Here is a 14,283-nt window from a genome sequence, read left to right on the forward strand (position 1 = left end):
GCTCCCACAGGATTTGTTCAGCGTTTGGAGGAAATGGCGGGCAGAAAAAAGGAGGCCGCCAGGCCTCCTTCGTTCATTGCAGTTTGCCGTTACAGACTGGCAATCCGCGCATGTTGCTCGGCCAGCTTGCCCAAGGCCTGTTCGGCCTCGGCCAGTTTGGCCCGTTCCTTCTCGATGACATCGGCCGGGGCCTTGTCGACGAAGCCGGCATTGGACAGCTTGCCGCCGACGCGCTGCACTTCGCCCTTGAGACGCAGGATTTCCTTGTCCAGGCGTGCCAGCTCGGCGGCCTTGTCGATCAGGCCGGCCATCGGCACCAGCACTTCCATCTCGCCAACCAGGGCGGTAGCGGACAGCGGCGCTTCTTCGCCGGCAGCCAGGACCGTCACCGACTCGAGCTTCGCCAGTTTCTTGAGCAGCGCTTCGTTTTCCTTGAGGCGGCGCAGGTCTTCGGCGCTGGCGTTCTTCAGGAACAGGGTCAGCGGCTTGCCCGGGCCGATGTTCATCTCGGCGCGGATGTTGCGCAGGCCGAGCATGAAGGTCTTGAGCCATTCGATGTCGTCTTCGGCTGCCGGATCGATGCGGCTTTCGTTGGCCACCGGCCACGGTTGCAGCATGATCGTCTTGCCTTGGGCGCCTGCCAGCGGCGCGATGCGCTGCCAGATTTCCTCGGTGATGAACGGCATGAACGGATGCGCCAGGCGCAGGGCAACTTCCAACACTCGCACCAAGGTCCGACGGGTGCCGCGCTGGCGCTCGACCGGTGCGTTGTCGTCCCACAGCACGGGCTTGGACAGTTCCAGGTACCAGTCGCAATACTGGTTCCAGATGAACTCGTACAAGGCTTGTGCGGCCAGGTCGAAACGGAACTGGTCCAGTTGGCGGGTCACTTCGGCTTCGGTGCGCTGCAGCTGGGAAATGATCCAGCGGTCCGCCAGGGTCAGCTCGTAGGCTTCGCCGTTCTGGCCGCAGTCTTCCCCCTTGTCCAGCACGTAGCGCGCGGCGTTCCAGATCTTGTTGCAGAAGTTGCGGTAGCCTTCGACGCGGCCCATGTCGAACTTGATGTCGCGCCCGGTGGACGCCAGCGAGCAGAAGGTGAAGCGCAGGGCGTCGGTGCCGTAGCTGGCGATGCCGTCGGCGAATTCTTCGCGGGTGGCTTTCTCGATCTTCTTCGCCAGTTTTGGCTGCATCAGCCCGGAAGTGCGTTTCTGCACCAGGGTTTCCAGGTCGATGCCGTCGATGATGTCCAGTGGGTCGAGGACGTTGCCCTTGGACTTGGACATCTTCTGGCCCTGGCCGTCGCGTACCAGGCCGTGGACGTAGACGGTCTTGAACGGGACCTGCGGCGTGCCGTCGGGGTTCTTCATCAAGTGCATGGTCATCATGATCATCCGGGCGACCCAGAAGAAAATGATGTCGAAACCGGTGACCAGCACGTCGGTGGAGTGGAAAGTCTTCAGGAACTCGGTCTGTTGCGGCCAGCCCAGGGTCGAGAACGTCCACAGGCCCGAGCTGAACCAGGTGTCGAGGACGTCGTTGTCCTGTTGCAGCGCAACGTCCGGGCCGAGGTTGTGTTTGGCGCGGACTTCGGCTTCATCGCGACCGACGTAGACCTTGCCCGACTCGTCGTACCAGGCCGGAATGCGATGGCCCCACCACAGTTGACGGCTGATGCACCAATCCTGGATGTCACGCATCCACGAGAAGTACATGTTCTCGTATTGCTTGGGCACGAACTGGATGCGGCCGTCTTCCACGGCGGCAATCGCCGGCTCGGCCAGGGGCTTGGTGGAGACGTACCACTGGTCGGTCAGCCACGGCTCGATGACGGTGCCGGAACGGTCGCCTTTCGGCACCTTCAGGGCATGGTCGTCGACGCTGACCAGCAGGCCGGCGGCATCGAACGCGGCGACGATCTGCTTGCGCGCTTCGAAGCGGTCGAGGCCGGCATATTCGGCCGGGATCTGGCCGTCAATACCCTCGTTCAGCGTGCCGTCCAGGTTGAACACCTGGGCTGCCGGCAGGACGTTGGCATTCTTGTCGAAGATGTTCAGCAGCGGCAGGTTATGGCGCTTGCCGACTTCGTAGTCGTTGAAATCGTGGGCCGGGGTGATTTTCACGCAGCCGGTGCCGAACTCGGGGTCGCAGTAATCGTCACCGATGATCGGGATGCGACGGCCAACCAGGGGCAGTTCCACGAACTTGCCGATCAGCGCCTTGTAGCGCTCGTCGTTCGGGTTCACCGCTACGGCCGAGTCGCCCAGCATGGTTTCCGGGCGGGTGGTGGCGACGATCAGGTAATCCTTGCCTTCAGCGGTCTTGGCGCCATCGGCCAACGGGTATTTCAGGTTCCATAGGAAACCTTTTTCGTCGTGGTTTTCCACTTCAAGGTCGGAAATGGCGGTGTGCAGCTTGGTGTCCCAGTTGACCAGGCGCTTGCCGCGATAGATCAGGCCGTCCTCATGCAGGCGCACGAAGGCTTCCTTTACCGCTTCCGAGAGGCCGTCGTCCATGGTGAAGCGCTCGCGGCTCCAGTCCACGGACGAGCCGAGGCGACGGATCTGACGGCTGATGTTGCCACCGGACTCGTCTTTCCACTCCCAGACTTTCTCGAGGAATTTCTCGCGACCCAGGTCGTGGCGATTCTGGCCCTGGGCTTCGAGGCGGCGTTCCACCAGCATCTGCGTGGCGATACCGGCATGGTCGGTGCCCGGTTGCCACAGGGTATTGCGGCCTTGCATGCGACGGAAACGGATCAGGGCGTCCATGATCGCGTTATTGAAGCCGTGGCCCATGTGCAGGCTGCCGGTGACGTTCGGCGGCGGGATCATGATGGTGTAGGAATCGCCCGCGCCTTGCGGAGCGAAATAATTCTCGGACTCCCAGGTGTTGTACCAGGAAGTTTCAATGGCGTGCGGCTGGTAGGTCTTATCCATGCGCGGCGGGACCCTATTGGCATTTATTCAGGAAAAGCCGGGAAGTATAGCGGGCGGGGCAGATGCAAGCCACTGGCGGGAGGCGTCGGGCGCAGAGTTTGTGGACACCGTTGACCCCTGTGGGAGCCGAGCTTGCTCGCGATGACGGCGGATCAGTTGCATCCAATGCTGGATGTGCCACCGCCATCGCGAGCAAGCTCGGCTCCCACAAGGTGTTCGCTGTGAGGTAGAAAAATTACTCGTACTGACTGAGCAACCGCTCCATCCGCGCATCCAGCCGACGCTTGATCTCGGTCTCGATGTGCGGGGCGAAGTCGTCGATGACGTCCTGCATGATCAACTGCGCGGCGGCGCGCAATTCGGTGTCCAGGTGCAGCAGGGCGTCGGGGCCCTTGGGGTCGGCCTTGGGCGCCGGCTTGGGTTCGGGCTGGCCGGTGATCGGCTCGAACAGCAGCGGGATCTGTTCTTCATGCACGGGCTCATGCACGACCGTGTCGGTCAGCAACGGCGGTTGCAGGGTGTCGTCGCCGAGCAACTGGCGGATCGACTCGAGGTCGTCCAGCAGGTGTGGAGGCTTTTGCGGTGGTTTTGGAGTATCCATCGTAGGCTCAGAGTCGCTGTAAACGGTGGTCTTGCAGAGGATAGCCCTGTTCGCGGTAGAAACGGAAACTCTCCCGCGCGGCTTGTCGGATGGCCGGATCCTCCACCACCACTTCCGCCACCCGGGCGAAGCGCGAGGCAAAGGCCGGCACCTTCAGGTCGAGGTTGACCAGCAGGTCCTGGTGTTGGCCGCAATCATCCCCCAGCCCCAGCACGATCAGCCCTTCGGGTTCGCTTTCGGCCGGGCCATGAGGCAGGAAACTTTCGCCCTTGAAGGCCCACAGGCGTGCGTCAAGCGCTTCGCGTTGGGCAGCATCGCTGCAATGCAGGTAGATGTGATGGCCCATGCGCCAGGCTTTTTCGGTGAGCTTGCAGGCGAAATCCAGCCGGGCCGACGGATCGGCGCTGGGCAGGATATAGAAATCGACTTTGGTCATTGCGGTTCCTGAGCTGCCGGTGACGCCGTCCGCGGACGGCGCCACCGGCAATCATGGGTGTCAGGCCTTGGCGCGGTCCAGCAGGTACTGGGTCAGCAGCGGAACCGGACGACCGGTGGCACCTTTATCCTTGCCACCGCTGGTCCAGGCCGTACCGGCGATGTCCAGGTGTGCCCAGTTCAGGTTCTTGGTGAAGCGCGACAGGAAGCACGCCGCAGTGATGGTCCCGGCTTTCGGGCCGCCGATGTTGGCGATATCGGCGAACGGGCTGTCCAGTTGTTCCTGATACTCGTCGAACAGCGGCAACTGCCAGGCGCGGTCGTCGGCTTGCTGGCCGGCGCTGAGCAGTTGGCCGATCAATTCATCGTTATTGCCCAGCAGGCCCGAGGTGTGGGCGCCGAGGGCGACCACGCAAGCGCCGGTCAGCGTCGCGATGTCGATCACCGCTTGCGGCTTGAAGCGCTCGGAGTAAGTCAGGGCGTCGCACAGCACCAGGCGGCCTTCGGCGTCGGTGTTGAGGATTTCCACGGTCTGGCCGCTCATCGTCGTGACGATGTCGCCCGGGCGCGAAGCCGTGCCGCTGGGCATGTTCTCGGCGCAGGCCAGGATGCACACCAGGTTGATCGGCAGTTGCAGCTCGAGCACGGCACGCAGGGTGCCGAATACGCTGGCGGCGCCGCCCATGTCGTATTTCATTTCATCCATGCCGGCGCCAGGCTTGAGGCTGATGCCGCCGGTGTCGAAGGTAATGCCCTTGCCCACCAGTGCGTAGGGCTTCTCGGACTTCTTGCCGCCGTTATATTGCATGACGATCAGGCGGGGCGGCTGGGCGCTGCCCTGGCCGACGGAATAGAAGGAGCCCATGCCCAGGTCCTTGATTTTCTTCTCGTCGAAGACTTCGACCTTCAGACCCTTGAATTGCTTGCCCAGCGCCTTGGCCTGTTCGCCGAGGAACGTCGGGTGGCAGATGTTCGGCGGCAGGTTGCCCAGGTCGCGGGTAAAGGCCATGCCATTGGCGATGGCGGTGGCGTGGGTCACGGCGCGCTGGACTTCGGCCTGGGCGGCCTTGATGGTCAGCAGGGTGATTTTTTTCAAGGCCCGGGGTTCGGCCTTCTGGCTCTTGAAGCGGTCGAACTGGTATTCGCCGTCCACCAGGGTTTCGGCCAGCAGGCGGGTCTTGCCGTAGCTGTCGCGGCCCTTGACCACCAGCTCATCCAGCGCCAGTGCGGCATCGCTGCCGCCCAGGCCCTTGAGGGTGCCCAGCACGCCGGCGATGATCTTGCGAAATGGACGGTCGCCCAGTTCGGCTTCCTTGCCCACACCGACCAGCAGCACGCGTTCGGCCTTGAGGTTGGGCAGGTTGTGCAGCAACAGGCTCTGGCCGACCTTGCCGGCGAGGTCGCCGCGCTTGAGCACGGCGCTGATGGCGCCGCCGCACAGGGCGTCGAGCTGGGAGGCGACGACGCCGAGCTTGCGGGCTTCGCCGACGGCAACCACCAGGGTGGCGGTTTTCAACGTTTCTGGGCTAACGCTTTTTACAACCAGTTCCATGTCCGGATCCCTGAATGAATGGTCAATATGTCGGGCGCCGACTGTAGCGGGAGCTAGTTCCCCTCGCCACACGTCTCGAGTGACGCAACGTCACGGTATCGCGCCGGCGACAAAGGCCGCAGTTTGAACCCCGGCCCCCGAGGCTGACAACCCTTGGTACAGCTATCTTCATGGCTTTGGGTACCGGTTTAAAGCGTGCGAAGTGACAGGCGCCTCCAATCACAGGATAATGCGGCTCTTTTTTTCGGTGGCTCGTGATGGCGAGTTGCTCGATAGCTTGTTTGGCCCCCTAGCCTGACAATCCTGGAGTGTCTGGTTTGATCGTCTTTCGATATCTATCCCGCGAAGTCCTGCTGACCCTGAGCGCGGTCAGTGCCGTGCTGCTGGTCATCATCATGAGTGGGCGCTTCATCAAGTACCTCGCCCAGGCCGCTTCCGGCGCGCTGGATCCAGGTTCCCTGTTCCTGATCATGGGGTTCCGCCTACCAGGCTTCCTGCAACTGATCCTGCCGCTGGGCCTGTTCCTCGGCATTCTGCTGGCCTATGGTCGCCTGTACCTGGACAGCGAAATGACAGTCCTGTCGGCCACCGGCATGAGCCAGCAGCGCCTGTTTCGCATTACCCTGTTCCCGGCAACGCTGGTGGCGTTGCTGGTGGCCTGGCTGAGCCTGAGCCTGGCGCCCCAAGGGGCGAACCAGTTCCAGTTGCTGATCAACCAGCAGGACGCCCTGACCGAGTTCGACACCCTGGTGCCGGGGCGCTTCCAGGCCCTGCGCGACGGCACGCGCGTCACCTATACCGAACAGCTTTCGGATGACCGGGTCGATCTGGCCGGCGTCTTCATCACGCAAAAGAACCTGTCCTCCAGCACCCAGAAAGATCGCGGCATTTCCGTGCTGGTGGCCGAGAAAGGGCGCCAGGAAATCAAACCCGACGGCAACCGCTACCTGATCCTCGAAAACGGCTATCGTTACGACGGCAAGCCGGGGCAGGCCGATTACCGGGCCATCAAGTACGACACCTATGGCGTGCTGCTGCCCAAGCCCGAGGCCAGCGAGGAAGTCACCGACCGCGACGCGATGCCTACCGCCAGCCTGCTGGGCAACAATGACATCCGCGCGCGTACCGAGCTGCAATGGCGCCTGTCGCTACCGCTGCTGGTCTTCATCGTGACCCTCATGGCGGTCCCGCTGGCACGGGTCAATCCGCGCCAGGGTCGTTTCCTCAAGCTGCTCCCGGCGATTCTCCTGTATATGGCTTACCTGACCATCCTCATTACCGCCCGCAGTGCCCTGGAAAAAGGCAAGATCCCGCCGGCATTGGGCCTGTGGTGGGTGCATTCGATTTTCCTGGCCATCGGCCTGGGGCTGCTCTATTGGGAGCCGTTGCGCCTGAAACTGGCGAGCCGCCGCAGCGCGCTGGAGGTGGCCCGTGGTTAAGCTCGACCGCTACATCGGCAGCAGCGTGTTCATGGCGATCCTCGCGGTGCTGGGGATCATCCTTGGCCTGGCGACCCTGTTTGCCTTCATCGATGAAATGAGCGACGTCAGCGACACCTATACCCTGGCGGACGTGGCGAGCTATGTGCTGCTGACCGCGCCAAGGCGCCTGTACGACATGCTGCCGATGGCGGCGCTGATCGGTTGCCTGATCGGCCTGGGCAGCCTGGCCAGCAACAGTGAGCTGACCGTCATGCGCGCCGCCGGCGTTTCCGTCGGTCGGATCGTCTGGGCGGTGATGAAGCCGATGCTGGTACTGATGCTGGTCGGCGTCCTGATCGGCGAGTACGTCGCCCCGGCCACCGAGAACACCGCCCAGGCGAACCGTTCCCTGGCCCAGGGCGGCGGCGATGCACAAAGTGCCAAGCATGGCCTGTGGCACCGCCAGGGCGATGAATTCATCCACATCAACTCGGTCCAGCCCAACGGCATCCTCTATGGCGTGACCCGGTATCGCTTCGACGAACAGCGTCACATGCTGTCGTCGAGCTTCTCCAAGCGTGCCCAGTTTGTCGAGGATCACTGGCAATTGAGCGATGTCACCACCACCCTGTTCCATGACAAGAACACCGAGGTGGTCGCGACCCCGCAGGAGCGTTGGGACGTAGCGATCAGCCCGCAGTTGCTCAGCACGGTCGTCATGGCACCGGAATCCCTGTCGATTACCGGTCTGTGGGGGTATATCCACTACCTGGCCGACCAGGGCCTGAACAACGGCCGCTACTGGCTGGCTTTTTGGGTCAAGGTATTGCAACCGCTGGTCACCGCCGCCCTGGTGCTGATGGCCATCTCCTTCATCTTTGGTCCGCTGCGTTCGGTAACCCTCGGTCAGCGGGTGTTCACCGGGGTTCTGGTGGGCTTTACCTTCCGCATTGCCCAGGACCTGCTGGGGCCATCGAGCCTGGTGTTCGGTTTCTCGCCACTGTTCGCTGTGCTGGTGCCGGCGGGTGTCTGTGCATTGGCCGGACTCTGGCTGCTGCGCCGGGCGGGTTGATCCCAATTTCTTATGGTGAGCGGGCTTCTGTGGCGAGGGAGCAAGCTCCCTCGCCACAAGAGCTCATCGACAGGCGAACGTGACGCTTGCGCGCTGTATCAGGTACAATTCCCGGCTATTTTTCGGCGGGCCTTGCCTGCAGCCTTTTTGAGTGTTGATCCGTGAGTGATTTGAGTCATATCCGCAATTTCTCCATCATCGCCCACATTGACCATGGCAAGTCGACGCTGGCTGATCGCTTCATCCAGATGTGCGGCGGCCTGACCGAGCGTGAGATGGAAGCCCAGGTCCTGGACTCCATGGACCTCGAGCGTGAACGCGGGATTACCATCAAGGCCCACAGCGTCACCCTCTATTACAAGGCCAAAGACGGCGTCACCTATCAACTGAACTTCATTGACACCCCGGGCCACGTCGACTTCACCTACGAAGTCAGCCGTTCGCTGGCGGCCTGTGAAGGTGCGTTGCTGGTGGTCGATGCCGGCCAGGGTGTCGAGGCTCAATCGGTTGCCAACTGCTACACGGCCATCGAGCAGGGCCTGGAGGTCATGCCGGTCCTGAACAAGATCGACCTGCCCCAGGCCGAGCCGGAACGGGTCAAGGATGAGATCGAGAAGATCATCGGTATCGACGCCACCGACGCGGTCACCTGCAGTGCCAAGACCGGCCTGGGCGTGGATGAAGTGCTCGAGCGCCTGGTCACCACCATCCCCGCGCCGACGGGCAACATCGAAGATCCGCTGCAAGCCTTGATCATCGACTCCTGGTTCGACAACTACCTGGGCGTGGTGTCCCTGGTTCGCGTGCGCCACGGCCGCGTGAAGAAGGGCGACAAGATCCTGGTCAAGTCCACCGGCAAGATCCACCTGGTGGACAGCGTCGGTGTATTCAACCCGAAACACACCGCCACCGCCGACCTCAAGGCCGGTGAAGTGGGCTTCATCATTGCCGGCATCAAGGACATCCACGGGGCACCGGTCGGCGACACCCTGACCCTGAGCTCCACCCCGGACGTCGATGTGCTGCCGGGTTTCAAACGTATCCAACCCCAGGTCTACGCCGGCCTGTTCCCGGTCAGCTCCGACGATTTCGAGGATTTCCGCGAAGCGCTGCAGAAGCTGACCCTGAACGACTCGTCGCTGCAATACACCCCGGAAAGCTCCGACGCCCTGGGCTTCGGCTTCCGTTGCGGGTTCCTGGGCATGCTGCACATGGAAATCATCCAGGAGCGCCTGGAGCGCGAGTACGACCTGGACCTGATCACCACGGCGCCGACGGTAATCTTCGAGCTGCTGCTCAAGAACGGTGAAACCATCTACGTCGACAACCCGTCCAAGCTGCCGGACCTGTCGGCCATCGAAGACATGCGCGAACCGATCGTGCGGGCCAACATCCTTGTGCCTCAGGAGCACCTGGGCAACGTCATTACCCTGTGCATCGAGAAGCGCGGCGTGCAGCACGACATGCTGTTCCTCGGCACGCAGGTCCAGGTGACCTACGACCTGCCGATGAACGAAGTGGTGTTGGACTTCTTCGATCGCCTGAAATCCACCAGTCGCGGCTATGCTTCGCTGGACTATCATTTCGATCGTTACCAATCGGCTAATCTGGTGAAGCTGGATGTGCTGATCAACGGTGAGAAGGTCGATGCCCTGGCATTGATCGTGCACCGTGACAACGCGCACTACAAAGGTCGTGCATTGACCGAGAAGATGAAGGAACTGATTCCGCGGCAGATGTTCGACGTGGCAATCCAGGCCGCCATTGGCGGGCAGATTGTGGCGCGTACAACCGTCAAGGCGCTCAGAAAGAACGTATTGGCCAAATGCTACGGCGGCGACGTCAGCCGTAAGCGCAAGCTGTTGGAAAAGCAGAAGGCCGGTAAAAAACGCATGAAGCAGGTCGGTAACGTGGAGATTCCACAGGAAGCCTTCCTTGCGGTGCTCAGGTTGGATAGTTAGGTCCTATGTCGCTAAATTTCCCGCTGTTGCTGGTCATCGCCGTGTTTGTCTGCGGCCTGTTGGCGTTGATTGATCTGTTGTTCCTGGCGCCTCGGCGCCGGGCGGCCATTGCCTCTTATCAGGGCAGCGTCAGCCAGCCCGATGGTGTGGTGGTCGAGAAACTCAACAAGGAACCGCTGCTGGTCGAATACGGCAAGTCGTTCTTTCCGGTGCTGTTCATCGTGCTGGTGCTGCGTTCGTTCCTGGTGGAACCGTTCCAGATCCCGTCCGGCTCCATGAAGCCGACCCTGGACGTGGGCGATTTCATCCTGGTGAACAAGTTCTCCTACGGAATCCGCCTGCCGGTGATCGACAAGAAGATCATCGAGGTGGGTGATCCGCAACGCGGCGACGTGATGGTGTTCCGCTTTCCCAGCGACCCTAACGTCAACTACATCAAGCGCGTGGTCGGCCTGCCGGGCGACAAGATCCGCTACACCGCCGACAAGCGCTTGTACGTGAATGGCGAGCTGGTGGCTGAGCAGCTGCTTGGCTCCGAGCCGGGCACCCTGGGCAGCGCCGAGCTCTACCAGGAAAAACTCGGCGAGGTCGAGCACCTGATCCGCAAGGAAATGAGCCGCTACCGCGCCACGCCGGACCATTCGTGGACCGTGCCCGCCGAGCACTATTTTATGATGGGCGACAACCGCGACAACTCCAACGACAGCCGGTACTGGGATGATCCGAACATTCCCAAGGACATGCTGGGCATGGTCCCCGACCGAAATATTGTCGGCAAGGCCTTCGCGGTCTGGATGAGCTGGCCGGAGCCCAAACTCGGACACCTGCCGAACTTCTCGCGGGTTGGCCTGATCAAGTAAACACACACGGCGCTGTTGAACACAGCGCCGAATGCATTTCTGGAGCCTGTACAAGGCGCCAACGATAGTCAGGACGTCATTTTTGAACACAGCGTTAATTGTCCCAAGCCAACGGCGCCTTGCCGACCTGGCGGTGGAATCCAGCCACGAACTCAGCGTGGGTAAACCGTGAGCGTTTCTCTAAGCCGCCTCGAGCGCCAGCTCGGCTACACCTTCAAGGACCCGGAGCTGATGCTCCTGGCCCTCACTCACCGCAGTTTTGCCGGGCGCAACAACGAACGCCTGGAATTCCTCGGTGACGCCATCCTCAATTTCGTCGCCGGCGAGGCGTTGTTCGAGCGCTTCCCGCTGGCCCGCGAAGGCCAGTTGTCGCGTTTGCGCGCACGGCTGGTAAAAGGTGAGACCCTGGCCGTACTGGCCCGTGGTTTCGACTTGGGCGATTATCTGCGCCTGGGCTCCGGCGAGTTGAAAAGCGGCGGTTTTCGTCGCGAGTCGATTCTGGCCGATGCCCTGGAAGCCCTGATCGGTGCGATCTACCTGGATTCGGGCATGGAAAAGGCCCGTGAGCGCGTGCTGGCCTGGCTGACCTCCGAAATCGACAGCCTGACGCTGGTGGACACCAACAAGGATCCGAAAACCCGTTTGCAGGAATTCCTGCAATCGCGCAGTTGCGAGCTGCCGCGCTACGAAGTCGTGGATATCCAGGGCGAGCCGCACTGCCGAACCTTCTTCGTCGAATGCGAAGTGGTCCTACTGAATGAAAAAAGCCGTGGCCAGGGCGTGAGCCGTCGTATCGCCGAACAGGTGGCGGCCGCCGCAGCATTGATCGCCCTGGGCGTGGAGAATGGCAATGACTGATACAACCGTTACCCGTTGCGGCTATGTCGCCATCGTTGGCCGGCCGAACGTGGGCAAGTCCACATTGCTGAACCATATCCTCGGCCAGAAACTGGCGATCACCTCGCGCAAGCCCCAGACCACCCGCCACAATATGCTGGGTATCAAGACCGAGGGCGATGTGCAGGCGATCTACGTCGACACCCCGGGCATGCACAAGGGTGGCGAAAAAGCCCTCAACCGCTACATGAACAAGACCGCTTCGGCGGCGTTGAAAGACGTCGATGTGGTGATCTTCGTAGTCGACCGTACCAAGTGGACCGAAGAAGACCAGATGGTCCTCGAACGCGTCCAGTACGTGACCGGCCCGCTGATCGTGGCCCTGAACAAGACCGATCGCATCGAGGACAAGGCTGAGCTGATGCCGCACCTGACCTGGTTGCAGGAACAGCTGCCCAATGCCCAGATCATCCCGATCTCGGCCCAGCACGGCCATAACCTCGATGCGCTGGAGCGGGTGATTGCCGAGCACCTGCCGGAAAACGATCACTTCTTCCCTGAAGACCAGATCACCGACCGCAGCAGCCGCTTCCTCGCCGCTGAACTGGTGCGCGAGAAAATCATGCGCCAGCTGGGCGCCGAGCTGCCGTACCAGATCACCGTGGAAATCGAGGAGTTCAAGCAGCAGGGCAAGACGCTGCACATCCACGCGTTGATCCTCGTCGAACGTGACGGCCAGAAGAAAATCATCATTGGCGACAAGGGCGAGCGCATCAAGCGCATCGGCACCGAGGCGCGCAAGGACATGGAGCTGCTGTTCGACTCCAAGATCATGCTCAACCTGTGGGTCAAGGTGAAGGGCGGCTGGTCGGATGATGAACGGGCGTTGCGTTCGCTGGGTTACGGCGACTTGTAATCCGTCCGGCAGTACACCACGGACCTTGTGGGAGCGGGCTTGGTGGGAGCAAAGCTTGCTCGCGATACAAGCGACTCGGTTTCAAGAAGACCGCGTTGTGTTCATCGCGGGCAAGCCTTGCTCCCACCAGGCTCGCTCCCACAGTGGTTTCTGGTTGTTGGTAATACTGCGTTTCCTTATTGAGAACTGCGACTTCCATGTCCCCCACCCATCCCATCGCCCAAGCCGCCTACGTCCTGCACTCGCGCGCCTACCGCGAAAGCAGTGCCCTGGTGGATTTTCTCACGCCACAAGGACGGTTGCGGGCGGTGTTGCGCGGGGCGCGAGGCAAGGCCGGGACGCTGGCGCGGCCGTTCGTGCCCCTGGAGGTCGAATTCCGGGGGCGGGGCGAGCTGAAGAATGTCGGGCGCATGGAAAGCGACGGGGTCGCGGCCTGGCTCAACGGCGAAGCCTTGTTCAGCGGTCTGTACCTCAACGAACTGCTGATCCGCCTGTTACCCGCCGAAGATCCCCATCCCGCCGTCTTCGATCACTACGCCGCGACGCTGCTGGCCCTGGCCGAAGGGCGGCCGCTGGAGCCCCTGTTGCGATCCTTCGAGTGGCGGCTGCTGGATGACCTGGGCTACGGTTTCGCCCTCGACGCCGACCTGCACGGCGAGCCCATTGCCGCCGATGGCCTGTACCGCTTGCAAGTGGATGCGGGCCTGGAGCGCGTCTACCTGCTGCAGCCCGGTCTGTTCAACGGCGTCGAGCTGCTGGCCATGGCCGAGGCCGACTGGAGCGCGCCGGGTGCCTTATCCGCGGCCAAGCGTCTGATGCGCCAGGCCTTGGCGGTTCACTTGGGCGGCAAGCCGCTGGTCAGTCGCGAGCTGTTTCGCAAGCCCTGATCAACCCGTATGCTGTGGGCCGAATCTCTGTCCATTCAAGGAGCGCTTTTCGTGAGCACCAGCAATCGCATTCTTCTCGGCGTGAACATCGACCATGTCGCCACCCTGCGCCAGGCCCGCGGTACCCGCTACCCGGATCCGGTCAAGGCCGCACTGGACGCCGAGGAGGCGGGCGCCGACGGCATCACCGTGCACCTGCGCGAAGACCGTCGTCATATCCAGGAACGCGATGTGCTACTGCTCAAGGATGTGTTGCAGACCCGCATGAATTTCGAGATGGGCGTGACCGAAGAAATGATGGCATTCGCCGAGCGCATCCGCCCGGCGCACATCTGCCTGGTCCCGGAAACGCGTCAGGAACTGACCACCGAAGGCGGCCTGGACGTGGCAGGGCAGGAAGCGCGGATCAGGGCGGCGGTGGAGCGGCTGTCGAAAACCGGTGCCGAGGTGTCGTTGTTTATCGATGCCGACGAGCGGCAGATCGAAGCCTCCAAGCGGGTCGGTGCCCCAGCCATCGAACTGCACACCGGCCGCTACGCCGATGCCGAAACTCCCACGGATGTGGCCGATGAGCTGCAACGAGTGGCTGACGGTGTCGCCTTCGGCCTGGCCCAAGGCCTGATCGTCAACGCCGGCCATGGCCTGCACTACCACAACGTCGAAGCCGTGGCGGCCATCAAGGGCGTCAACGAGCTGAACATCGGCCATGCGCTGGTGGCCCATGCGTTGTTTGTCGGGTTCAAGTCGGCGGTGGCGGAAATGAAAGCGCTGATCCTGGCGGCCGCCAGGCCCTGATATCACTGTC

The 14,283-nt window shown here is 62.1% G+C and carries 12 protein-coding genes; 8 read left to right on the top strand and 4 right to left on the bottom strand.

The features are described 5' to 3' along the window. Nucleotides 1–89 precede the first annotated feature (89 nt). The 4 genes from CGA22_RS23185 to CGA22_RS23200 all read right to left on the bottom strand — a co-directional run bounded on the left by CGA22_RS23185 (nt 90) and on the right by CGA22_RS23200 (nt 5,524). Nucleotides 90–2,936 (bottom strand): valine--tRNA ligase, encoded by a 2,847-nt coding sequence (locus CGA22_RS23185; protein WP_041022969.1) that lies wholly within the window; start codon nt 2,934–2,936, stop codon nt 90–92. 235 nt (nt 2,937–3,171) lie between these two features. Then, complete coding sequence (locus tag CGA22_RS23190) at nt 3,172–3,537, bottom strand: hypothetical protein (RefSeq protein ID WP_041022968.1); 366 nt, start codon at nt 3,535–3,537, stop codon at nt 3,172–3,174. 7 nt (nt 3,538–3,544) lie between these two features. Then, nucleotides 3,545–3,973 (bottom strand): DNA polymerase III subunit chi, encoded by a 429-nt coding sequence (locus CGA22_RS23195; protein ID WP_041022967.1) that lies wholly within the window; start codon nt 3,971–3,973, stop codon nt 3,545–3,547. A gap of 60 nt (nt 3,974–4,033) precedes the next feature. Continuing rightward, complete coding sequence (locus CGA22_RS23200; RefSeq protein WP_041022966.1) at nt 4,034–5,524, bottom strand: leucyl aminopeptidase; 1,491 nt, start codon at nt 5,522–5,524, stop codon at nt 4,034–4,036. Nucleotides 5,525–5,841: 317 nt separating this feature from the next. Between CGA22_RS23200 and lptF the strand changes: the two genes are divergently transcribed. From lptF to pdxJ, 8 genes are all read left to right on the top strand, one after another. After that, complete coding sequence (gene lptF, locus CGA22_RS23205) at nt 5,842–6,963, top strand: LPS export ABC transporter permease LptF (protein WP_041022965.1); 1,122 nt, start codon at nt 5,842–5,844, stop codon at nt 6,961–6,963. Beyond that, nucleotides 6,956–8,017 carry an LPS export ABC transporter permease LptG gene (gene lptG / locus CGA22_RS23210; RefSeq protein ID WP_041022964.1) on the top strand — a complete coding sequence of 354 codons (1,062 nt, stop codon included), beginning with the start codon at nt 6,956–6,958 and terminating at the stop codon, nt 8,015–8,017. The genes lptF and lptG overlap by 8 nt, the downstream gene beginning before the upstream one ends. Nucleotides 8,018–8,178: 161 nt before the next feature. After that, the gene (gene lepA, locus CGA22_RS23215; RefSeq protein WP_041022963.1) at nt 8,179–9,978 is read left to right on the top strand and encodes a translation elongation factor 4; all 1,800 of its coding nucleotides are present in this window, start codon (nt 8,179–8,181) and stop codon (nt 9,976–9,978) included. Between the two features lie 5 nt (nt 9,979–9,983). Then, nucleotides 9,984–10,838 (top strand): signal peptidase I, encoded by an 855-nt coding sequence (gene lepB, locus CGA22_RS23220; protein WP_041022962.1) that lies wholly within the window; start codon nt 9,984–9,986, stop codon nt 10,836–10,838. A gap of 168 nt (nt 10,839–11,006) precedes the next feature. Then, nucleotides 11,007–11,696 (top strand): ribonuclease III, encoded by a 690-nt coding sequence (rnc, locus tag CGA22_RS23225; protein WP_041022961.1) that lies wholly within the window; start codon nt 11,007–11,009, stop codon nt 11,694–11,696. Beyond that, entirely contained in the window at nt 11,689–12,591 is a 903-nt protein-coding gene (era, locus tag CGA22_RS23230) for a GTPase Era (protein WP_024777649.1), read from the top strand. Before rnc ends, era begins: the two co-directional genes overlap by 8 nt. Nucleotides 12,592–12,788: 197 nt before the next feature. After that, the gene (recO, locus tag CGA22_RS23235; RefSeq protein ID WP_041022960.1) at nt 12,789–13,478 is read left to right on the top strand and encodes a DNA repair protein RecO; all 690 of its coding nucleotides are present in this window, start codon (nt 12,789–12,791) and stop codon (nt 13,476–13,478) included. Nucleotides 13,479–13,487: 9 nt separating this feature from the next. After that, entirely contained in the window at nt 13,488–14,273 is a 786-nt protein-coding gene (pdxJ, locus tag CGA22_RS23240; RefSeq protein WP_217510207.1) for a pyridoxine 5'-phosphate synthase, read from the top strand. The last annotated feature ends 10 nt before the right edge of the window (nt 14,274–14,283 follow it).

The organism is Pseudomonas sp. PSB18, from assembly GCF_014596565.1.
Lineage (GTDB): Bacteria > Pseudomonadota > Gammaproteobacteria > Pseudomonadales > Pseudomonadaceae > Aquipseudomonas.

Excerpts from the sequence above, each read along its gene's own strand:
- CGA22_RS23185 (WP_041022969.1), bottom strand. The coding sequence starts at position 2,936 with ATGGATAAGACCTACCAGCCGCACGCCATTGAAACTTCCTGGTACAAC.
- CGA22_RS23190 (WP_041022968.1), bottom strand. The coding sequence starts at position 3,537 with ATGGATACTCCAAAACCACCGCAAAAGCCTCCACACCTGCTGGACGAC.
- CGA22_RS23195 (WP_041022967.1), bottom strand. The coding sequence starts at position 3,973 with ATGACCAAAGTCGATTTCTATATCCTGCCCAGCGCCGATCCGTCGGCC.
- CGA22_RS23200 (WP_041022966.1), bottom strand. The coding sequence starts at position 5,524 with ATGGAACTGGTTGTAAAAAGCGTTAGCCCAGAAACGTTGAAAACCGCC.
- lepB (WP_041022962.1), top strand. The coding sequence starts at position 9,984 with ATGTCGCTAAATTTCCCGCTGTTGCTGGTCATCGCCGTGTTTGTCTGC.
- era (WP_024777649.1), top strand. The coding sequence starts at position 11,689 with ATGACTGATACAACCGTTACCCGTTGCGGCTATGTCGCCATCGTTGGC.
- recO (WP_041022960.1), top strand. The coding sequence starts at position 12,789 with ATGTCCCCCACCCATCCCATCGCCCAAGCCGCCTACGTCCTGCACTCG.
- pdxJ (WP_217510207.1), top strand. The coding sequence starts at position 13,488 with ATGCTGTGGGCCGAATCTCTGTCCATTCAAGGAGCGCTTTTCGTGAGC.